The organism is Sedimentimonas flavescens (assembly GCF_025154035.1).
Classification (GTDB): Bacteria; Pseudomonadota; Alphaproteobacteria; order Rhodobacterales; family Rhodobacteraceae; genus Rhodobacter; species Rhodobacter flavescens.
Map to the genome: position 1 here is coordinate 72,258 of NZ_JAOALJ010000006.1, position 21,142 is coordinate 93,399.

24 protein-coding genes are annotated in these 21,142 nt (G+C 64.6%); 20 read left to right on the forward strand and 4 right to left on the reverse strand.

Features of this window, described 5'->3' with window-relative positions:
* Positions 1–83: 83 nt before the first annotated feature.
* The 5 genes from N3C64_RS12160 to N3C64_RS12180 all read left to right on the forward strand — a co-directional run bounded on the left by N3C64_RS12160 (position 84) and on the right by N3C64_RS12180 (position 4,135).
* Positions 84–389, forward strand: coding sequence for a DUF2849 domain-containing protein (locus N3C64_RS12160; protein ID WP_218629761.1), 306 nt, complete (start codon positions 84–86; stop codon positions 387–389).
* Positions 382–2,043: a nitrite/sulfite reductase gene (locus N3C64_RS12165; protein ID WP_260014677.1), complete on the forward strand. Its 1,662-nt coding sequence runs from the start codon at positions 382–384 to the stop codon at positions 2,041–2,043. The genes N3C64_RS12160 and N3C64_RS12165 overlap by 8 nt, the downstream gene beginning before the upstream one ends.
* Complete coding sequence (locus N3C64_RS12170; RefSeq protein ID WP_375546115.1) at positions 2,018–2,782, forward strand: phosphoadenylyl-sulfate reductase; 765 nt, start codon at positions 2,018–2,020, stop codon at positions 2,780–2,782. Before N3C64_RS12165 ends, N3C64_RS12170 begins: the two co-directional genes overlap by 26 nt.
* Positions 2,779–3,150, forward strand: a complete 372-nt coding sequence (locus tag N3C64_RS12175) for a DUF934 domain-containing protein (RefSeq protein ID WP_260014680.1) — start codon at positions 2,779–2,781, stop codon at positions 3,148–3,150. The genes N3C64_RS12170 and N3C64_RS12175 overlap by 4 nt, the downstream gene beginning before the upstream one ends.
* A gap of 172 nt (positions 3,151–3,322) precedes the next feature.
* Positions 3,323–4,135 carry a ferredoxin--NADP reductase gene (locus N3C64_RS12180; protein WP_311201877.1) on the forward strand — a complete coding sequence of 271 codons (813 nt, stop codon included), beginning with the start codon at positions 3,323–3,325 and terminating at the stop codon, positions 4,133–4,135.
* Between the two features lie 74 nt (positions 4,136–4,209).
* Here N3C64_RS12180 and N3C64_RS12185 read toward each other — a convergent pair whose 3' ends face one another.
* Positions 4,210–4,749, reverse strand: a complete 540-nt coding sequence (locus N3C64_RS12185) for a hypothetical protein (protein WP_218629757.1) — start codon at positions 4,747–4,749, stop codon at positions 4,210–4,212.
* 213 nt (positions 4,750–4,962) lie between these two features.
* On the opposite strand from N3C64_RS12185, the gene infC reads away from it, so the two are divergent.
* The 5 genes from infC to N3C64_RS12210 all read left to right on the forward strand — a co-directional run bounded on the left by infC (position 4,963) and on the right by N3C64_RS12210 (position 9,622).
* Positions 4,963–5,502 carry a translation initiation factor IF-3 gene (gene infC, locus N3C64_RS12190; protein ID WP_218629840.1) on the forward strand — a complete coding sequence of 180 codons (540 nt, stop codon included), beginning with the start codon at positions 4,963–4,965 and terminating at the stop codon, positions 5,500–5,502.
* A 142-nt stretch (positions 5,503–5,644) separates the two neighbouring features.
* Complete coding sequence (locus N3C64_RS12195; protein WP_260014681.1) at positions 5,645–6,247, forward strand: L,D-transpeptidase; 603 nt, start codon at positions 5,645–5,647, stop codon at positions 6,245–6,247.
* An 83-nt stretch (positions 6,248–6,330) separates the two neighbouring features.
* Positions 6,331–7,173 (forward strand): isocitrate lyase/PEP mutase family protein, encoded by an 843-nt coding sequence (locus N3C64_RS12200; RefSeq protein ID WP_260014682.1) that lies wholly within the window; start codon positions 6,331–6,333, stop codon positions 7,171–7,173.
* 287 nt (positions 7,174–7,460) lie between these two features.
* Positions 7,461–8,531, forward strand: a complete 1,071-nt coding sequence (locus tag N3C64_RS12205) for a glycosyltransferase family 2 protein (RefSeq protein ID WP_260014683.1) — start codon at positions 7,461–7,463, stop codon at positions 8,529–8,531.
* 155 nt (positions 8,532–8,686) lie between these two features.
* Entirely contained in the window at positions 8,687–9,622 is a 936-nt protein-coding gene (locus N3C64_RS12210; protein WP_260014684.1) for a phosphoadenosine phosphosulfate reductase, read from the forward strand.
* An 8-nt stretch (positions 9,623–9,630) separates the two neighbouring features.
* On the opposite strand, the gene N3C64_RS12215 is transcribed toward N3C64_RS12210, so the two are convergent.
* From N3C64_RS12215 to N3C64_RS12225, 3 genes are all read right to left on the reverse strand, one after another.
* Entirely contained in the window at positions 9,631–9,948 is a 318-nt protein-coding gene (locus N3C64_RS12215; RefSeq protein ID WP_218629753.1) for a hypothetical protein, read from the reverse strand.
* 123 nt (positions 9,949–10,071) lie between these two features.
* Positions 10,072–10,296 carry a hypothetical protein gene (locus N3C64_RS12220; RefSeq protein WP_260014685.1) on the reverse strand — a complete coding sequence of 75 codons (225 nt, stop codon included), beginning with the start codon at positions 10,294–10,296 and terminating at the stop codon, positions 10,072–10,074.
* Between the two features lie 121 nt (positions 10,297–10,417).
* Entirely contained in the window at positions 10,418–10,720 is a 303-nt protein-coding gene (locus tag N3C64_RS12225) for a hypothetical protein (protein ID WP_260014686.1), read from the reverse strand.
* Positions 10,721–10,845: 125 nt separating this feature from the next.
* Between N3C64_RS12225 and pyrC the strand changes: the two genes are divergently transcribed.
* From pyrC to purF, 10 genes are all read left to right on the forward strand, one after another.
* On the forward strand, positions 10,846–11,886 hold the full coding sequence (gene pyrC, locus N3C64_RS12230; protein ID WP_260014688.1) for a dihydroorotase: 1,041 nt from the start codon (positions 10,846–10,848) through the stop codon (positions 11,884–11,886).
* A gap of 77 nt (positions 11,887–11,963) precedes the next feature.
* On the forward strand, positions 11,964–12,644 hold the full coding sequence (locus N3C64_RS12235; protein WP_260014690.1) for an orotate phosphoribosyltransferase: 681 nt from the start codon (positions 11,964–11,966) through the stop codon (positions 12,642–12,644).
* Positions 12,645–12,872: 228 nt separating this feature from the next.
* A complete protein-coding gene (locus N3C64_RS12240) occupies positions 12,873–14,369 on the forward strand; it encodes a replicative DNA helicase (RefSeq protein ID WP_260014692.1) in 1,497 nt (498 codons plus the stop codon).
* A 111-nt stretch (positions 14,370–14,480) separates the two neighbouring features.
* Positions 14,481–15,530, forward strand: coding sequence for an alanine racemase (gene alr / locus N3C64_RS12245; RefSeq protein ID WP_260014694.1), 1,050 nt, complete (start codon positions 14,481–14,483; stop codon positions 15,528–15,530).
* Positions 15,530–16,309, forward strand: coding sequence for an MlaE family ABC transporter permease (locus tag N3C64_RS12250; RefSeq protein WP_260014695.1), 780 nt, complete (start codon positions 15,530–15,532; stop codon positions 16,307–16,309). The genes alr and N3C64_RS12250 overlap by 1 nt, the downstream gene beginning before the upstream one ends.
* Positions 16,306–17,052 carry an ABC transporter ATP-binding protein gene (locus tag N3C64_RS12255; protein WP_218629745.1) on the forward strand — a complete coding sequence of 249 codons (747 nt, stop codon included), beginning with the start codon at positions 16,306–16,308 and terminating at the stop codon, positions 17,050–17,052. The genes N3C64_RS12250 and N3C64_RS12255 overlap by 4 nt, the downstream gene beginning before the upstream one ends.
* A gap of 24 nt (positions 17,053–17,076) precedes the next feature.
* Entirely contained in the window at positions 17,077–17,505 is a 429-nt protein-coding gene (locus N3C64_RS12260) for a paraquat-inducible protein A (RefSeq protein ID WP_260014810.1), read from the forward strand.
* A gap of 44 nt (positions 17,506–17,549) precedes the next feature.
* Positions 17,550–18,917: a DNA repair protein RadA gene (gene radA, locus N3C64_RS12265; protein WP_260014697.1), complete on the forward strand. Its 1,368-nt coding sequence runs from the start codon at positions 17,550–17,552 to the stop codon at positions 18,915–18,917.
* Between the two features lie 24 nt (positions 18,918–18,941).
* On the forward strand, positions 18,942–19,544 hold the full coding sequence (locus N3C64_RS12270; protein ID WP_260014698.1) for a CvpA family protein: 603 nt from the start codon (positions 18,942–18,944) through the stop codon (positions 19,542–19,544).
* Between the two features lie 116 nt (positions 19,545–19,660).
* The gene (purF, locus tag N3C64_RS12275) at positions 19,661–21,133 is read left to right on the forward strand and encodes an amidophosphoribosyltransferase (RefSeq protein WP_260014699.1); all 1,473 of its coding nucleotides are present in this window, start codon (positions 19,661–19,663) and stop codon (positions 21,131–21,133) included.
* The last annotated feature ends 9 nt before the right edge of the window (positions 21,134–21,142 follow it).

Genomic DNA, 21,142 nt, shown 5'->3' on the forward strand with positions numbered 1-21,142 from the left:
GATCCTTATTCGCAAGGGTGTATGGCGAAAACAGGGGAAAATTTCCTATATTACAGAACAGAAATCACCTGCCGGAGGCCGCCATGAGCCGCAAGTTCACGCCCAAAGTCGTTACCGCGAATGATCTGCGCGAGGGCTGCGTGATTTACATGACCGAGACCGGCTCCTGGTCGATGCATCACCATGAGGCCGAGTTGATCGAAGACGAGGCGATTGCCGAGTTGCGCCTGCTCAAGGCGCTTGGCCAAGGCGACCGCATCGTTGGCGCCTATCTGGCCGATGCGAAGCCCGGCCTCAAAGGCCCTGAACCCATCCACTTCCGCGAGGTGTTCCGCACCCGCGGCCCGTCCAACTACGCCCACGGCAAGCAGGAGGCGGCAAATGTATAACTATTCCGACTTCGATGAGGCTTTTGTCCGCACCCGTGCCGCGCAGTTCCGCGCGCAGGTCGAGCGCCGTCTGGACGGCTCGCTGACGGAAGACGAATTCCGCCCGCTGCGCCTGATGAACGGCGTCTATCTGCAGCTGCACGCCTACATGCTGCGCGTGGCCATCCCCTACGGCACGCTGCGCGCCGACCAGATGCGCCAGCTCGCCCATATCGCCGAGACCTATGACAAGGGCTACGGCCACTTCACCACGCGCCAGAACATCCAGTTCAACTGGCCGAAGCTGACCGATATTCCGGACATCATCGACGCGCTGGCCGATGTGCAGATGCACGCGATCCAGACCTCGGGCAACACGATCCGCAACGTGACCACCGACGCTTTCGCCGGTGCCGCCGCCGATGAGGTCGCCGACCCGCGCCCGGTGGCCGAACTGATCCGCCAGTGGTCCACCGACCATGCCGAGTTCCAGTTCCTGCCGCGCAAGTTCAAGATCGCGATCACCGGCTCGGCCGAGGATCGCGCGGTGATCCGCGCCCATGACGTGGGCCTCGAACTGGTCAAGCGCGGCGACGAGATCGGCTTCAAGGTGCTTGTCGGCGGTGGTCTTGGCCGCACGCCCATGCTGGCCCCGGTGATCCGCGAGTTCCTGCCCAAGGCCGACCTGCTGCCCTACCTTGAGGCGATCGTCTCGACCTACAACCTGATGGGCCGCCGCGACAACAAGTACAAGGCGCGTATCAAGATCACCGTCTTCGAGAACGGTCTCGACACCTTCCGCGCCGCGGTCGAGGAAGAATTCGCCCGCATCCGCCCCGCGTTCTCAGGCGTGGACCAGGAGGTTCTGGCCGGGATCGAGGCGCAATTCGCGCCGCCCGCCTTCAAGAACACGCCTGTCGAGTTCTATGAAAAGAGCCTTGAGGTCGATCCCCTTTTCAAGACCTGGGCCAAGCAGAACCTGGCCGCCCACAAGGTCGAGAACCACGCCATCGTCACCGTCTCGATCAAGGAGCATGGCGCGACGCCGGGTGACGCCTCGGCCGATCAGATGCGCCTGCTGGCCGATCTGGCGGACCGCTACGGCTATGGCGAGCTGCGCATCAGCCACGAGCAGAACGTCGTGCTGCCGCATGTCGCCAAGGCCGACCTGCCCGCGATCCATGCCGAGTTGCTGCGCGCCGGCCTTGCCACCGCGAATGTCGGACTGATCTCCGACATCATCGCCTGCCCCGGCATGGATTACTGCGCGCTGGCAACAGCCCGCGCGATCCCGGTCGCGCAGGAGATCGCTACCCATTTCAAGGCGCTTGGCCTTGAGGAAGAGATCGGCGGGATCAAGATCAAGATCTCGGGCTGCATCAACGCCTGCGGCCACCACCACGTGGGCCATATCGGCATTCTCGGGCTCGACCGCGCTGGCGTCGAGAACTACCAGATCACGCTCGGTGGTGACGCCGGTCCGCTGGCCGCCATCGGCGAGCGCGCGGGCCCCGGCTTTGCCTATGACGAGGTCGTCCCGGCGATCGAGCGCATCCTGCGCGCCTATCTGGCGATCCGCGCGGGCCGCGAGGAAACCTTTATCGAGACCTTCCGCCGCCTCGGCCCCGCGCCGTTCAAGGAAGCGCTCTATGGCGAGGCCCGTGATGCTGCCTGATATCGAACTGCGGGTTGCCGCGCTGAATGATCGCTACCGCCACCACGCGGCGGTCTCGGTCATGGAAAAGGCCCTGAAAGACGCCGATACGGGCGAAGTTGCGCTGGTTTCGTCCTTCGGGGCGGAATCGGTCGTGCTGCTGCACATGGTCTCGATCATCGCGCCGGGCACGCCGGTGCTGTTCATCGACACGCTGTTGCTGTTCCAGGAAACGCTCGACTATCAGCGCGATGTGGCCGCCAAGCTGGGCCTGACCAATGTGCGCAACATCACCGCCAGCGAGGCTGCGCTGAAGCTCGACGACCCGGACGGGACGCTGCACCAGTTCAACACCGACGCCTGCTGCAACCTGCGCAAGACGGTGCCGCTGGAAACCGCGCTCTCGGGCTATGACGCCTGGATCACGGGCCGCAAGCGGTATCAGGGCGACACCCGCTCGACCATCGACTTCTTCGAGGTGGAGACCCCCACCCGCATGAAGATCAACCCGCTGGCGCATTGGGGCCGCGAGGATCTGGAGGAATACATCGTCCAGAACCGCCTGCCCCGTCACCCGCTGGTGGCCAAGGGCTATCCGTCGATCGGCTGCGCCCCCTGCACCAGCCCCGTGAAACCCGGCGAGGACCCCCGCGCGGGCCGCTGGCGCGGCCAGACCAAGACCGAATGCGGCATCCACTTCATCGGCGGCAAGCCGGTGCGCGTGAAGACCGACATCGAGACCGAGGAGAAAGTGGCATGAGCGTGATCGTGCGTGACGACGGCTTTCATGCCGAGGACTGGGCAGGCGCGGTGGTCGAGCTTGCGCCCGATACCGATGCCGGCGAGCTGGCCGCGCTGACGGCGGGTGCGGATCTGGTGCGCGTGGCCTTCCCGGCCTTCTCGGACGGGCGCGGCTTTACACTTGGGCGGCGCCTGCGCGCGCTTGGCTTCACCGGGCGCCTGCGCGCCGCGGGCCACGTCATCGCGGATCAATACGCGATGGCGCGCCGCTCGGGCTTCGACGAGGTCGAGATCTCGGACGAGCTGGCCGCGCGCCAGCCCGAGGCGCAGTGGAAAGCCCGTGCCGACTGGCAGGCGCATGAATATCGCGCCCGCCTGCGCGGCTGATTGTCGCTTTTCAGCCCGGACGAACCGGCTTAGAACCCAAATCCAAGCCGACTTGAGCCAAATCAAGGAATCTGCGCTCGGCGAAGAGGTATTTGCGGTGCATATTTACGCCGCCCCTTCGCCGGGCCCGCATCGCCCCCCTCTCCGGGGCCTTTGACAAAACGAGATCGACGTGACCCAGACCGCCACCATCCCTGCCCCCAAGCACCTGCCCGACGCGCAGACCGTGACCGAGGTCAAGCACTGGACCGACCGGCTGTTTTCGTTCCGCGTGACCCGCCCGCAAACCCTGCGCTTCCGCTCGGGCGAGTTCGTGATGATCGGTCTGCTGGACGACAGGGGCAAACCGCTGCTGCGCGCCTATTCGATCGCCTCGCCCGCCTGGGACGAAGAGCTTGAGTTCTACTCGATCAAGGTGCCTGACGGCCCGCTGACCTCGCGCCTTCAGCACATCGAGGTGGGCGACGAGATCATCCTGCGTCCCAAGCCCGTCGGCACGCTGGTGATCGACGCGCTCCTACCCGGCAAGCGCGTGTGGTTCCTGGCCACCGGCACCGGCATCGCGCCCTTCGCCTCGCTGATGCGCGAACCCGAGACCTACGAGAAATTCGAAGAGGTCATCATGATGCACACCTGCCGCACCGTCGAGGAACTCGAATACGGCCGCAAACTGGTGGAGGATCTGGTGAACGACCCGCTGATCGGCGAGATGGTCGAGGGCAAGCTGAAATACTACCCCACCACCACGCGCGAAGAGTTCCACCACATGGGCCGGATCACCGACAACCTCAGCTCGGGCAAGGTGTTCGAGGATCTGGGCATCGCGCCGATGGACGCCGAGCATGACCGCGCCATGGTCTGCGGCTCGCTTGCGTTCAACAAGGACGTGATGGCGGTGCTGGAAAGCTTTGGCCTGCGCGAAGGCGCGAACTCGGAGCCGCGCGAATACGTGGTCGAGAAAGCCTTCGTCGGCGACGGCATCTAAGACCTGCTGCACAGCAAATGAAAAAGGCCGCGAGCGATCGCGGCCTTTTGTCGTTTTGGCTGATCGGCCCGGCGTCAGTGGCCAAGCGCCGCCTTGACCTGCTCGATCGCACCCGAGACCAGGCCCGGATTGGCGCGCGCGCCTTCGACCACGGCCTTGAGCGCGGCCTTGCTTTCCTCGGCCAGCGTCGAGGTCTCGATCATCTCGATCACCTTGTCGGCGTCGAAGCTTTCGACCGTCAGCGCCTTGGTGGAGTCCATCATCTCGCCTGCGCCTTCGACGGCAGCATTGGCGGCATCGGACGCGGCGGCGGCCGCGTTGTTGACGGCTTCGGCCGCAGCGGCAGCCGCATCGGTCGCGGCCTGGTTCACCGCCTCTGCGGCAGCATCGGCCGCGGCCTTCGCGGCTTCACCGGCAGCCTGCGCAGCCTCGGTGGCTGCGGCGGCAGCCTCGGCGGCGGCTTGCGCCGCGGCATCGGTGGCGCTCGTCTCGGCGGCGGGCGCCTCGGTGGTGGCGGTTGCCTCGGGCTGCACTTCGGGCGAGCGAGTGAAATACCACGCCCCGGCCGCAACGGCAGCGATGGCGACGACCAGACCAAGAACCTTGTTGTTCATACTTTTTCTCCCAATGTCGGCACGGATCGTGCTCGTGGCCACCATATGGGAGGGATCTGCGCCAGATGGAAGGTGTAGAAAGCCCGGCTTTTCCCCCTAATCGGCAAGATTGCCACCGGATGCGCCCCCGCACCCCGCGATTCCGGTTGAAAGCTGAGAAACCCGGAACTATTTTGCGCGCCAATCAGAGATGGCCACAGAAGGAACACAGCCATAGCCCGCAGACCGCACAACGCCCCGCCGCAACGCGACACCGGCCCCCGCGTCAATGACCGTATCCGTGCCCCCGAGATCCGTCTGATCGGCGCGGATGGTGAGAACGTCGGAGTCGTGACCCCCGCGCGCGCGATGATGATGGCCGATGAGGCCGGGCTGGACCTCGTGGAGATCTCGCCGACGGCCGTGCCGCCGGTCTGCAAGATCATGGACTATGGCAAGTTCAAATATGAGCAGCAGAAGCGCGAGGCTGAGGCCCGCAAGAAGCAGCACATCATCGAGATCAAGGAAGTCAAATTCCGCCCCGGCACCGACACACATGACTATGAGGTCAAGATGCGCTCGGTCATGAAGTTCCTTGAGGGCGGCGACAAGGTCAAGATCACCCTGCGCTTCCGCGGCCGCGAGATGGCGCACCAGCAGCTTGGCTTGGAACTGCTCAACCGCGTCAAGGATGACGTGGGCGATGCCGGCAAGATCGAGTCGATGCCCAAGCTCGAAGGCCGCCAGATGATCATGATGATCGCGCCGAAGTAATCGGCCGACAGTCGAGATTTCAAAACCCTCCCCCTGCGGGAGGGTTTTTTGTTACGCGCTCGCCCAAGCGTGAGCAGCCGTGATTTGCACCTGCGGCATCGGGATGGGATTCTGCCGCGAACAGGAAACAGGAGCCGACCCGATGACCACCCCACGCGCACCGATGCTGAGCCGACGCGCCGCGATATTTGCCGGCGGGGCCGCCCTGCTCAGCCCCGCCCTGGCCCGTGCGGCGACGCAAGACACGCCCATGGCCCTGCAACCCGCCATCGTGGCCCCGTCCGAACGGCGCAACATCTCGGCCTTTCGGCTGGTCGATTGGCGCGATCACTTCGAGCAGCTCGACCGCGCCACCCTGATCGCCGACACGAGTTCGCGCGCGCTGCACTATTGGGCCAAGGATGGGTTGGATTACCGCCTCTACCCGACCTCGGTCCCGATGAGCGAGGACCTGACCAAGCGCGGCTATACCGAGATCGTGCGCAAGCGCATCGGCCCCGACTGGACGCCCACGCCCTCGATGCTCGAACGCGACCCGAGCCTGCGCTACATGCCGCCCGGCCCCGACAATCCGCTTGGCACCCATGCGCTCTATCTAAGCTGGCCCGCCTATATCATCCACGGCACCCACGACACCCGCAAGATCGGCCGCAAGAGCTCGTCAGGCTGCATCGGTCTTTTCAATGAGCAGATCGAAGAGCTCTACGCCCTTTGCCCGACAGGCACGCAGGTCAAGATCATCTAGCGGCTTGTCCCTGAGCGGGAAAATTTGTTCGCGTTATGTTCTGAACTGGCTATACTCTGAGGAATTCAGCCTCGGAGTATGTCATGCCGGATCAGCGCACAAAGTTCGAACGCCTGAAAGCACTGCATCACCGCGACACCGCGTTCGTTATTCCCAACCCTTGGGACGCGGGCTCTGCGCGGTTGCTGGCCAGTTTGGGCTTTGAAGCGCTTGCGACCACCAGCGCCGGATATGCCTTCTCAAAAGGCAAGCGGGATTCCTTCTCTGCCCTGACGCGCGACGAGATTATCGCGAACGCGGCCGAGATCGTCGTCGCGACCGACCTGCCCGTGTCGGCCGATCTTGAGGACGGTTTCGGCGCGCAGCCCGAGATCTGCGCCGAGACGATCCGGATGGCTTGCGAGGCCGGCCTCGTCGGAGGCTCGATCGAGGATGCAACCGGCGACGACGACGCGCCGATTTGCGATCTTTCCCAAGCGGTTGAGCGCATTCAGGCCGCTGCAGAGGCCGCGCGCGACCTGCCGTTCCTGCTGACGGCACGGGCCGAGAACTACCTCTGGGGGCGACCGGATCTGTCCGACACGATCAAGCGCCTGCAAGCCTTCTCCGAGGCCGGGGCGGATGTGCTTTACGCACCGGGTCTGCCGGACATTGAAGCGATCAGAACTGTGTGCCGTGCGGTGGACAAACCCGTAAACGTGGTGATGGGCCTGAAAGGCCGGAGCTACACGGTGCAAGAGCTTTCCGAAGCGGGCGTTCGGCGGATCAGCGTCGGCGGTTCCTTCGCCCGCGCGGCACTTGGCGCCCTGATGCGCGCCGCACAGGAGGTGCGCGACTCTGGCACCTTCGATTATGCCCAAGACGCCCTTCCCGATGCGCTTGTCAGCCAGTTGATGGCTCAGGACAAGCGCACGGACCGGCAGTGAAAATTGCGCGGGCACCGCAAAAAATTAAAGCGCTGCGGGAGGGAGGCCCGCAGCGCATTTTAGGGACGGGACGAGGGAGAACGTCCTAGGTCCGCTTATCAGGTTCGTGCGGCTAGGCCGCGGTTCAGGGAGATCAGGAACCTGATAGCCTTCTGATACGACTGGCTTTGTCCATTCTCTTTGACTTAGGTCAATTGCGCTGCGGCGGTGCCTGCGACATTTTGGCGAGCGCAGCTTGATGTCTCCGCGCATTTGCGAATCCCTGCCCAAGGGTGCAAGGGTGTGCCATGCGTTTTCTGGCAATCCTGACCGTCAAGAACGAGGCAGCCTTCCTGCTGGAATGGCTGGCCCACCACCGTGCGGTGGGGTTCACCGATTTCCTCGTGTTTTCCAACGATTGCGACGACGGAACGGATGCGATGCTGGACCGGCTGGCGCAGTTGGGATGGCTGACGCATGTGCGCAATCCGGGCCCGTGGCGCGAGGGGCCGCAATGGGCCGCGCTGAAGGCCGCTGACAAGCACCCGCTGCGCCAAACCGCCGACTGGATCGCGGTGCTCGACATCGACGAGTTCGTCAACATTCACACGGGCGACGGCACGCTGACGGCACTGACCGACACTCTGCCCGAGGCCACCGCGATCACGCTGACATGGCGGCTTTTCGGCAATGCCGGCGTGATCGACTATGAAGATCGCCCGCTGCGCGATCAGTTCCGGCTTGCCGCCCCCTCGGTCATGGCCTGGCCCTGGCGGTCGGGCCTGTTCAAGACGCTGTTTCGCAACAATGGCAGCTACGGAAAACTGGGCGTCCATCGCCCCCGCCAGCCCGACCCGAAGCGCATTGACGCAAGCCGCTGGTTCGACGGATCGGGGCGCGAGCTGCCCGCCAGCTACCGGCGCGGGCGCATCTTCACGCCCCTTGGTCAGAACAATCACGAACTGGTCCAGTTGAACCACTACGCGCTTGGCGCGATGCAGAGCTATCTGCTCAAATGCGCGCGCGGTCGCGCCAACCGCGAGGGCGCGGCCTTCGACATGGGCTATTGGGTGGAGCGCAATTTCTGCGCCGAAACCGACGAGTCGATCCTGCGCCATGATTCGCGCGTGGCCCCGATCCTGCGCAAATTGATGGCCGATCCGGCCCTTGGCGCCCTTCACGCGCAGGCGGTTGTCTGGCGCAAGGCCCGGATCGAGGAATTGTTACTGAGCGAAGACTACCGTGCGCTGTTTGGAAGACTGCTGATCACCCCCCCCTCACAGCCGCTTTCGCCACATTTGGCGCGCCGGATGGTCACCCTGGGCCTGCGTGGCGTGCGACACGAGCGGGGCCGGGAAACAATGCGTGACGGCGCGTGACATTGCCGAGGCCACCCGCACAATCCCCTTGATCACAAGGATTTTCTTCGTCTGGCCCCGCCGCGTGATAGTGTTAGATTAAGGAAGGTGCGCCACCTTTGGCAAAACGGCCAAGGGAGGCGCGCAGGATGACGGTATTGGACATGCATTCACCCATGCGCGATTTGACAGATGGCGAGTGGCTGCAACGGATCGAGGAACTCGGCGAAGAGGCCGGATACTACGAGCCGTTGGGCAAGCGTCATCACGCGATGCTGTCTGATGAAGGCCCGGTCCTGCTGGTGACGTTCGAGACCCGCGCCTCGATCCGCACCGGAGCGCCTGACGAACTACCACTCGGCTACCGCGTCGCGCGCGCGCAAGGCTGGTCGAGCCTGACGCTGATTTCGGACGAGGAAAGCTGGTTTCGCGACCCATCGGTCTATGCCTATGTGGACCGGCTGGTGGATGAGGCGTTCTTCGAGGATTTCGACCGGGTCGTGTTTTACGGCGAGGGCTCAGGCGGATATGCCGCCGCCGCCTTCGCGGTTGCCGCCCCCGGCGCGACCGTGATCGCGATCCAGCCGCAGGCGACGCTCTCGCCGCGCCTGACCGGATGGGATACGCGCTTTCCCCGGATGCGGCGCACAAGTTTCACCGACCGTTACGGCTTTGCCCCGGATATGATCGACGGCGCCGGCGCGGCCTATATCCTGTTCGACCCGCATGAGACGCTCGACGCCATGCATGCCGCGATGTTCGCGCGCCCGCATGTCACGCTGCTGCCCTGCCGCAATCTTGGCGGCCATGTCGGCTGGATGCTGCGCGAGATGGATATCCTGCACCAGATCCTGACGCTCGCCTGCCGAGGGGAGTTCGACGCGCAGGCCTTCTGGCGGCTCTACCGCGCGCGCCGCGACATGCCGCGCTACCTGCGCGCATTGATCGCGCGGCTAGAGGCCGAGGAGCGCCCCTACCTTGAGGCCCTAGTCTGCCGCCATGCGCTTGATCGGTTCGAGGGGCTGCGGATCCGTGCGCGCCTGACAAGCCTTGAAGACGGGCTGCGCGCGAAAGGCGTGGACCTGCCGGGCCTTAGACGTATTCACGCCTGATCAGCGCCTCAGGCGTTCGAGCCGCGCGAGTCATCCTCATCGGCGGCCTCGTCATCGTGATAGCGCGAAATATGGGTATGCACATGCCGCCCCGCATGACCGCTTTCGGGGGCGAAGAGCGGTGCGGGCGTGAAGGGATCGGCCTCGGCCGCACTCAGCACAAGACCCAAGGCGTTCAGGGCCTGCGTCAGCGGTTCGCCCGCGCGCACGATCAGCCGGTCGGCCTCGATCTGGCAGGGCGCGCGAAACTGACCCACGCAGAGCGCGGCAAGCACCAGGTCACCGCGCACTTCGATCAGGGTCGTGTCGTGGGTTCTGTGGGGCATGAGAGTTCCTCGGGTCTGCGAAGTGACGGATTGCACCCCGAGTATCTAGCCCCTGCCCCGTTACCGCAAGCACCAAGCGCAAGCGCGGCAATCGGTCATAGCGATCGCCGCGCTTCGGGTCGCTCAGACGTAGAACTTGTCGCGGAAGACGTGATGCGCGATCCGATCGCGCGCGATCCCACGCGCCGCCAGTTCGCTGTCGCTCAGCGCCTCAAGGCGGCGGATTTCGTCCAGACGGGTGTTGCGCTCCATATAGGCCACCAGCGCCTCACCAAGTGAGGCGAAAACCGGGGTCAAAGCGCGCAGAAAACCTGCCGGGCGTGCGTTTGCGTTGATCGTGTAAGCCATGGAAACCTCCTGATTTCGGTTCAGGTCTGTTTCCTCCCATGCCCCCTACTTACGTCAGCTATACTGACTTAGCTAGCCCACCTGCCGCATACCGCCCTTGCGGAAAGATCAACGCGGGGCCTCAGCAGCGATAGGCCTGAGCGCGCACCAAATAAACATCGCTACCCGGCTCGACTTGCTCGAAGACAACGGTATTCGCGCCATCCTGACGGGCGGTTTCCATGACCTTGTTGCGCGCATAGCGCAGCCCCTGCTCGGCCAGAACGGGGCCATAAACCCCGGGCTCCATCGAGATGTTCGACACCAACTGGCACGCGGCGACCTCGTTGGCACGGGCGGTGCGTACTTCGGGCACGCCGCGAAAGCCCGGATCGTTACAGGCCGCCAGCACCAGCACCGCGGCGAGTGGCATAAGGGGTTTCATCGACTGCTCTCCTCAGGGGTTTTTACAATGCTGCCGCGCCCGCGCGCCGCCCGCAACGGGCAAGGCGTCACATCGGCGCGATCATGCCACTGGATTTGGCCCCGAAGCCGGTGTAGGGCAAGCACATGACCCAGATCACGCTGCCCCGCCCCGACGATTGGCACCTGCATCTGCGCGATGGCGCGATGCTGCAAGGTGTCCTGCCCGAAACCACGCGCCATTTCGCGCGCGCGATCATCATGCCGAACCTGGTGCCGCCGGTCGTGACGGGCGCTCAGGCCGCAGCTTACCGCGAGCGTATTCTGGCGGCCCTGCCCGAGGGTGCGCAGTTCGACCCGCTGATGACGCTATATCTGACCGAGGACACCGACCCGGCAGATGTCGCGGCCGCCCATGCCTCGGGTCTGGTGAAGGCGGTCAAGCTTTATCCGGCGGGTGCCACGACCAACTCGAACTCGGGCGTGCGCGATTTCGACAAGGTGCGCGGCGTGCTGGAAAAGATGGCCGAGATCGGCCTGCCGCTCTGCGTGCATGGCGAGGTCACGACCGCCTCGGTCGATATCTTCGACCGCGAAGCCGTGTTCATCGAGACCGTGCTCGACCCGATCCGCCGCGCCACCCCCGGCCTGCGCGTGGTGATGGAGCACATCACGACCCGCGACGGCGCAGAATACGCGCGCTCGCAAGGTGACGATCTGGGCGCGACGATCACCACGCACCACCTGATCATCAACCGCAACCACATCCTCGTGGGCGGGATTAAGCCGCATTACTACTGCCTGCCCGTCGCCAAGCGCGAAGAGCACCGCCTGGCCCTGCGCGAAGCCGCCACCAGCGGCGAGGCACGGTTCTTCCTGGGCACCGACTCGGCGCCCCATGCCGATCACCTCAAGGAAAACGCCTGCGGTTGTGCGGGGTGCTTCACCGCCACGAACACCATGCAACTGCTCGCGCATGTCTTCGAGGAAGAGGGCAAGCTGGACAATCTGGCGGCCTTCGCGTCGCAAAACGGCCCGCGCTTCTACCGCCTGCCGGTCAACGCCGAGCAGATGACGCTGGTCAAGAGCGACGAGCCCGCGCTTTGGCCCGAGAAGATCATCACCGGCGCCGGCCCCGTCACCGTTTTCAACCCGGGCTTCCCGGTCCACTGGCATGTGAAAAACTAAGCTTGTCGCCGACCCGCGGCCGCGCGCGATCGAACGCCGGGCCAGCGGGTGGGTGAGAGCAAGAAAGGACGCGAGACATGATCCCTTCCAGCTTCCCCTCGAAAGAAGAAATCGCCCGCCTCACTGCGCGGATGCTTCTGGAAATCAAGGCCGTGCATTTCAATGCCGACGAGCCCTTCACGCTGGCCTCGGGCCTGCCCTCGCCGACCTATATCGATTGCCGCAAGCTGATCAGCTACCCGCGCATCCGCTCGACCCTGATGGATTTCCTGTCGGTCACCGTGATGCGCGAGGCAGGCTTCGAGGCCTTTGATAATATCGCGGGCGGTGAGACTGCGGGCATCCCCTTCGCCGCCATGGTGGCCGAGCGTCTGGCTCTGCCGATGACCTATGTGCGCAAGAAGCCCAAGGGCTACGGTCGCAACGCCCGCATCGAGGGCGCCATGACCGAGGGCCAGCGCGTCCTCTTGGTCGAGGATCTGACGACCGACGGCGGCTCGAAGCTGAGCTTCGTCGATGCGATCCGCGACACCGGCGCCAGCTGCGGCCATACCGCCGTGATCTTCTATTACGGCATCTTCCCGGAAACCGTCCCGAACCTCGACGCGCATGGCGTCAAGCTGCATTACCTGTGCACCTGGTGGGACGTTCTGGCCGAGGCGCGCGAACAGGGGCACTTCTCGAAAGAGACGCTGGACGAGGTCGAGGCCTTCTTGACCAATCCGCGCCCCTGGCAGGAAGCGCGCAAGAAGGGCTGAGCCCTTTTCAGATTTCTGTGGATAAGCCTGTGGGCGGCTTGGGGGCAATTGGCGCGTCGAATCGCGCCCCCTCCCTTGGCATCGCAACATGTGGTAGGCTTAGTCAAAGCCCGACACCAAGAAGGCGCTAACCGTAGCTGGAAGGCTGCGGTTATCCACATAATTATCCCGATAGCTTTGCGCCGCTCAGATCGGTTATGAGCGCGCTTTGTGGGGGAAGAGGCAGAGATGAACAGCGTCGCAGCGATCCAGAACGACACTGCCGAACCAGCGGCAGGCGCGGAAGACAACGACCCGCACAATATCGAGGCCGAGCAACAACTGCTTGGCGCAATCCTGACCAATAACGACATCTACGACCGCATCGCCTCGATCGTGCGGGCCGAGCATTTCTACGAACCCGTTCACCGGCGCATCTATGAAACCGCGATTGCGCGGATCCAGAAGAACGCGCTGGCCTCGCCGGTCACGCTTAAGGGCTATCTTGAGGACGATCCGGGGCTGAAGGAACTGGGCGGCCCGGCCTACCTCGCGCGCCTCGCGGGCGCTGCGATCTCGGCCTATGCGGCACGGGACTATGCGCAGATGATCCATGACCTCGCCCTGCGGCGCGAGCTGATCCGTCTGGGCAAGGATCTGTCGGCCTCGGCCACCAAGCTTGATGTCGGCACCGAACCCGAAGAGCTGATCGTGCGCACTGAGGGCGCGCTTTACAAGCTGGCCGAGACTGGCACCGCCGAGAAGGGTTTTGTGAGCTTTCTCAAGGCCGTAACTGAGGCAGTTCAATCGGCCAACGCGGCCTATCAGCGTGATGGCGGGCTGGCCGGCGTTTCGACCGGGCTGCGCGATCTCGACAAGAAGCTGGGCGGGCTGCATCCGTCCGACCTTCTGATCCTCGCCGGGCGTCCCTCGATGGGGAAAACCTCGCTCGCGACGAACATCGCCTTCAACGTCGCCAAGGCCTACAAGCGCGGGATGCGCCATGACGGCGTGGAAGGCGCGGTCGAGGGCGGCGTCGTGGGCTTCTTTTCGCTGGAAATGTCGGCCGAACAGCTGGCCGCGCGTATCCTGTCGGAAGCCTCCGAGGTGCCCTCGGAACAGATCCGCCGCGGCGACATGACCGAGACCGAGTTCCGCCGCTTCGTCGAGGCCGCGAAGTCGCTCGAAACCTGCCCCCTTTATATCGACGACACCCCGGCCCTGCCGATCAGCCAGGTGGCCGCGCGTTGCCGCCGCCTCAAGCGCACGCATGGGCTTGATGTGGTGATCGTCGACTACCTTCAGCTTTTGCGTGGCACCGGCCGCACTGACAACCGCGTGCAGGAGATCGGCGAGATCTCGATGGGTCTCAAGGCCATCGCAAAGGAATTGAATATCCCTGTTATTGCGCTCTCGCAGCTCAGCCGGACGGTGGAAAGCCGAGAAGACAAGCGGCCCCAGCTTTCGGACCTGCGGGAATCGGGCTCTATCGAGCAGGACGCCGACGTGGTGATGTTCGTCTATCGCGACGAATATTACCACGAACGCCTAAAACCACCGGAGGACGACCCGAAGTTCGCCGAGTGGATCCAGAAGGCCGAACGTGTCCATGGCAAGGCCGAGGTTATCCTCGGCAAGCAGCGCCATGGTCCGATCGGCACGGTCGAAGTGGCGTTCGAGAGCCGCTTCACCCGCTTCTCCGACCTCGCCCGGCCTTGGCAGGGCGAAGGGGAAGAAGGGTTCTAAGGGGGGCTTCGGCCCCCTTTTCCTTGCCCGCAGCGCCACTTTTCGCTTAGGCGCCCGGCACCTGGCCAGATTGCGCTTGACCTTGGCGGCGCGGGGTTCAAGAACTCGGCCATGGCTACTGCATCTCTTCGTATCGACATCGACGCCGTGCTCGCCAACTGGCGGGCGCTGGACGCACTCTCTGGCCCCTCCACGGAAACCGGCGCCGTGGTCAAGGCAAACAGCTACGGGCTGGGGGCGGAGCGCGTCGCGCAGGCACTTGCCCGGGCAGGCGTGCGCAAGTTCTTCGTTGCTGCCGCCGAGGAAGGCGCCGCCGTGCGTCAGGCGCTTGGCGTGGGGCCGCAGATCTTCGTCTTTTCCGGCCATATGGCTGGCGACACGCAGATGATCGCCGAACGCGGCCTGACGCCGATGCTCAACTCGCTTGAGCAGGTCACCCGGCATTTCGAGGCCCTGCCCGGCGCGCCCTTTGGCGTGCAGCTTGATACGGGCATGAACCGTCTGGGCATGGAAACCGCCGAATGGGAGGCCGTGGCGCCGATCGTTCTGGGCGCCAACCCGCATCTGATCATGAGCCACCTTGCCTGCGCTGACGAGCCTGCGCATCCGATGAACGCCCGGCAACGGGCCGAGTTCCGGCGCATGACCGATGGCTGTGGCGTGGCACGCTCGTTCTCGGCGACCGGCGGCATCCTGCTTGGCCCCGAATATCATTTCGACGTCACGCGGCCGGGGATCGGCCTCTATGGCGGGTTGCCGTTCGAAGACGCCCGCCCCGTCGTGCGCCTCTCGCTGCCGGTGGTTCAGGTGCGCGATGTCGCGCCGGGCGAAACCGTCGGCTATTCCAACACCTGGCAGGCCGAGACCGAGACGCGTATTGCGACCATCGCCGCCGGATATGCCGACGGGCTGATGCGCACGCTCAGCTCCAAGGCGACGCTCTGGGCTGGCGACACACCCTGCCCGGTCATTGGCCGCGTCTCGATGGACCTAATCACCGTTGACGTGACGCACCTGCCTGAGGCGCCCGTCGCGCTGGATATTCTTGGCCCGCATCAGGGCGTCGATGACCTCGCCGATGTGGCAGGCACCATCGGGTACGAGATCCTCACCTCGCTCGGCCAGCGCTATCAGCGCCAGTATATCGAGGGGACGGCCTGATGATCACGCACGCGCTTGCAGCCCTCGGGCGCGGCGCGCTGGCGGCGCTGGCGGGCATCGGGCGCATCGCGCTTTATGCTGGCTCGGGCGTGGCGCATCTGCTGCGCCCGCCCTACTACCCGCGTGAGTTCCTTCAGGCCCTGCTGCAAATCGGCTGGCTCTCGCTGCCCGTCGTCGGCCTGACCGCCGTTTTCACCGGCGCTGCGCTTGCCTTGCAGATCTATGCCGGCTCAAGCCGCTTCTCGGCGGAATCCGTGGTGCCCTCGATCACCGCGATCGGCATGGTGCGCGAGTTGGGTCCGGTTCTGGGCGGACTAATGGTGGCAGCGCGCGTAGCCTCCTCCATCGCGGCCGAGGTCGGCACGATGAAGGTGACCGAGCAGATCGACGCGTTGGTGACCCTTTCGACCCATCCGATGAAATACCTGACCGCGCCGCGCCTGCTGGCCGCGACGCTCAGCGTGCCGATACTGGTCGGCGTGGGCGATATCATCGGGATCATGGGCGGCTGGATGGTCGGCACTGGGCGCCTCGGGTTTAACTCGACCACGTATCTGAAGAACACCTGGGAGTATCTTGAGTTCTGGGACGTCGGCTCGGGCCTCGTGAAGGGCGCGGCCTTCGGCTTCATCATCGCGCTGATGGGCTGCTATTACGGCATGAACTCCGAGCGCGGCGCGCAGGGTGTGGGTCGCGCGACCAAATCCGCCGTAGTCGCCGCCTCGATCGCCATCCTTGCCGCGAACTACCTGCTGACGGAGGCATTCTTCAGCGCATGATCGAGCTAGAGGGCATCACCAAGGCATTCGGCAGGAAGCAGGTTCTGCGCGGCGTGAACCTGTCGGTCGGGCGCGGCCAGAGCCTTGTCGTGATCGGCGGATCCGGCACCGGAAAATCTGTTCTTCTCAAATGCATACTCGGCCTTATTCAACCCGACGATGGGGTGATCCGCCTTGACGGACAGGACGTGCGCGAGGCCCCGCGCGATGCCTTTCTGGCGCGCTTCGGGATGCTGTTTCAGGGCGGCGCGCTGTTCGACAGCCTGCCGGTCTGGCAAAACGTCGCCTTCCGCCTGCTGCGCGGCTCGCTCAAGCGCCCCCGCGCCGAGGCGCGCGAGATCGCGCTTGAAAAGCTGCGCCGGGTCGGCTTGGGCGAGGAGGTTCTAGATCTCTACCCCGCCGAGCTTTCGGGCGGGATGCAAAAGCGAGTCAGCCTTGCCCGCGCCATCGCCGCCGACCCAGAGGTGATCTTTTTCGATGAGCCGACAACGGGTCTCGACCCGATCATGGCCGGGGTGATCAACCAGCTTATCCGCGAGATCGTGACCGAGATGGGCGCGACCGCCATCACGATCACGCACGACATGACCTCGGTCCGGGCGATTGCCGATCAGGTCGCCATGCTGCATGACGGACGTGTGCAATGGGCGGGCAGCATCGCTGAAATGGACACAACATCAGATCCTTACGTGCAGCAGTTCATCCACGGCCGCGCCGAGGGGCCGATTGCGGCGCTGCGCTGAATCGGGGGCGGTATGAGCCGACAGATGCTGAAATACGCCAACCTCGTGCTGCTGGTCCTGCTGCCGGTGTCGTGGTTCGCGCCGCTTCTGCGTGCCGGTCTGCTGCCCTTCTTCGATCTCGATGCGATCTCGGTCATGTCCGGCCTTGTGGCGCTGTGGGAGAAGGACATCTTCCTTGCCGCCCTTGTGACCTTCTTCGCCCTTGTCGCGCCGCTCGCGAAGATCGCCGGGCTGGCGCTGATCCAGTTTGGCGTGACCTCGGCGCGCTATCTGCCCGTACTTAAGGCCATGGGCCGCCTTGCAATGGCCGATATCTTCCTGATCGCACTTTACATCGTGCTGGCCAAGGGCGTCGGCCTCGGGCGGGTTGAGACTGGCTGGGGGCTTTACCTCTTCACCTTCTGCATTCTCGCCTCGCTGGCCCTTTCCCACAGGGCCGAACGCGGGCGCTGAGCGGGCGCCCTTGTCGCGCGCGGCAAGCTCTGACACAAAGAGCCATGGCCAAAGCATCCCCCCAATTCACCTGCACCGAATGCGGCGCCGCCCACAAGAAATGGGCGGGCAAATGCGATGCCTGCGGGGCGTGGAATTCGATCGTCGAGGAAGCGCCGCTGTCCACCGGCCCGGCGTCGAAAACGCTCGGCGCGGCCAAGGGCCGCCGGATTGAGCTGAGCACACTGGCAGCGGATGAGGCGCCGCCGCCGCGCACGCGCTCGGGGATGATCGAGTTCGACCGGGTTCTGGGCGGCGGGCTGGTTCCGGCTTCGGCCATTCTTGTCGGCGGCGATCCGGGCATCGGCAAATCCACGCTGCTGCTGCAGGCCGTGGCAAATTTCGCCCGTAGTGGATTGAAATGCCTGTATATCTCTGGCGAGGAAGCCTCGGCGCAGGTACGGATGCGCGCCGGGCGACTTGGCCTGTCTGAGGCCCCCGTGCAACTGGGCGCCGAAACGAACCTGCGCAATATCCTGACCACGCTGGAAGCCGAGCGGCCCGACCTTGTGGTCATCGATTCGATCCAGACGATGTGGGCGGATATGGTCGAGGCCGCGCCCGGCTCGGTCAGTCAGGTGCGGGCCGCCGCGCATGAGTTGGTGACCTTCGCCAAGACCCGTGGCGTCTCGGTCATCCTCGTGGGGCACGTCACCAAGGAAGGCCAGATCGCCGGCCCTCGCGTGGTCGAGCACATGGTCGATACCGTTCTCTATTTCGAGGGCGAGCGCGGCCACCAATTCCGCATCCTGCGCGCGGTTAAGAACCGCTTCGGCCCGGCCTCCGAGATCGGCGTCTTCGAGATGACCGGCGCGGGTCTGGCCGAGGTCGCGAACCCATCGGCGCTGTTCCTGTCCGAGCGCGGACAGGCCGCGCCCGGCTCGGCCGTTTTCGCCGGGATCGAGGGTACCCGGCCCGTTCTGACCGAGATCCAGGCGCTGGTCGCGCCCTCGTCGCTAGCAAGCCCGCGGCGCACGGTGGTAGGCCTCGACTCGGGGCGCGTGTCCACGATCCTTGCCGTGCTTGAAAGCCGCTGTGGGATTCCCTTCACCGGGCTCGATGTCTTCCTTAACGTCGCGGGCGGCATGAAGGTTCTGGAACCCGCAGCCGATCTGGCGCTGGCCGCCGCCCTGCTTTCGGCACGCGAAGATGTGGCACTTCCGCCCGATCTGGTGATTTTCGGCGAAATCAGCCTGTCTGCGGCGCTGCGGCCCGTAGGTCAGGCGGAAAACAGGTTGAAAGAGGCAGAGAAACTTGGTTTCTCACAGGCGATCGCGCCGCAAGGGACCAAGGTCGAGGGCGGCGCCGGGATGCGGTTGCGCAAGCTGCCTGATCTTGTGACATTCGTTGGGGACATGTTCGGCGCAGGCTAGCGCCACAAAGGGACGCAGGAACGCATGGAAGGTTTTACCATCGTAGATGCCATTGTGGCGGCCGTCATTATTCTGTCGGCAATTCTCGCCTATAGCCGCGGCTTTGTCCGCGAGGGGCTTGCAATCGCGGGTTGGATCGCCTCGGCGGTCGTCGCCTATATCTTCGCCGATGCCGCGCGCCCGCTGATCGCGCAGCTGCCGGTGCTCAACAAGTTTCTGGCCGATAGCTGCGAACTGGCAACGATCGCCGGATTCGCAGCGGTCTTCGCGCTGGCGCTGATTGTGTTCTCGATAATCACGCCGCTGTTTTCGTCGGCCGTGCAACGCTCGGCGCTTGGCGGGATCGACCAGGGCCTGGGCTTCCTGTTCGGGGTGCTGCGCGGCATCGTGATCGTGGCCGTCGCATTCGTGGTCTATGACCGCGTGATGGTGGACGACTCGATGCCGATGATCGACAGCTCGCGCTCGGCCTCGGTCTTCCAGCGCCTGAGCGGCCAGATGGACGAAACCATGCCCGCCGATGCGCCCGGCTGGATTGTCGCCCGCTACGAGGAACTGGTGGCGAAATGCTCGGCCACGGGCGAGGCACCGGCCGCCGCGCCTGCCCCTGCGGCAGCGTCGAACTGATCACTATTCGAAATAGTGACATCCAGATGACGGTTTTCGGGACGGGAGGGCTTAACACCCCTCCCGTTTCGCAGTAAATGGGCCACGCAAGCCCCACCGGACCAAGGACACCTCCCATGACCCAACCGGCCAAGCCCTTCCTTTCGCATCCGTTCGACGACGACAAGCTCAAGGAAGAATGCGGCGTTTTCGGCGTGATCGGCGTGGCGGATGCCGCGAACTTCGTGGCCCTTGGCCTGCACGCGCTACAACATCGCGGGCAAGAGGCGGGCGGCATCGTTGCCCACCACCCCGAGAAGGGTTTCAACTCGGCCCATCGTTTCGGCTATGTGCGCGACAATTTCACCAAAGCCTCGCTGATGGAGACCCTGCCGGGTCCGCTGGCGATCGGCCATGTGCGCTACTCGACCGCTGGTTCGAAGGCCGCCGTGATCCGCGACGTGCAGCCCTTCTTCGGCGAGTTCTCGATGGGTGGCGCGGCGATTGCGCATAACGGCAACCTGACCAATGCCGACGCGCTGCGGATGGAACTGATCGAACGCGGCGCGATCTTCCAGTCCAGCTCGGATTCGGAATGCATCATCCACCTCATGGCCCGCTCGATCCAGAAGCACCACGCCGACCGGATCGCCGATGCGCTGCGCCGCGTCGAGGGCGCATTCTCTGTGGTGGCGATGACGCGCACCAAGCTGATCGGTGTCCGCGACCCGCTTGGCGTGCGCCCGCTGGTGCTCGGCCGTCTGGGCGACAATGGTTACGTGCTGTCGTCCGAGACCTGTGGCCTCGACATCATCGGCGCCGATTTCGTGCGCGAGATCGAGCCGGGCGAAATGGTCGTCATTCAGGCTGGCAAGATCGAAAGCTCGCGCCCCTTCGGCCCGTCGAAAGGCCGCTTCTGCATTTTCGAGCATGTCTATTTCTCGCGCCCCGACAGCATCATCGGCGGCCGCTCGGTCTATGAGACGCGCTATCAGATCGGCGTGGAACTGGCCGCCGAAGCACCGGTCGAGGCCGATCTCGTCTGTCCGGTGCCGGATTCGGGCACGCCCGCGGCCATCGGTTACAGCCATGCCTCGGGCATCCCCTTCGCGCTTGGCATCACGCGCAACCAATACATGGGTCGCACCTTCATCGAGCCGACCGAGCAGATCCGCAACATGGGCGTGCGCCTCAAGCTCAACGTCAACAAAGGCCTGATCAAGGGCAAGCGCGTGATCCTGGTCGATGACTCGGTCGTACGCGGGACCACCTCGCGCAAGATCAAGGAGATGATCCTCGATGCGGGCGCCGCCGAGGTGCACTTCCGCATCGCCTCCCCGCCGACCGCCTGGCCGTGCTTCTACGGTGTCGATACGCCCGACCGCGAGAAACTGCTGGCCGCGCGCATGAGCGAAGAAGAGATGCGCGACTGGATCGGGGTGGACAGCCTCAAGTTCATCTCGCTCGACGGCCTGTACCGCGCGGCCGGCGAGGCGCAGGGGCGCGACAAGAGCTGCCCGCAGTATTGCGACGCCTGCTTCTCGGGCGAGTATCCGATTGCCCCTTCGGACAAGATTGCGCAGGGCTTCGAGATGAAAGCCGCCGAGTAAGGCTCTGAC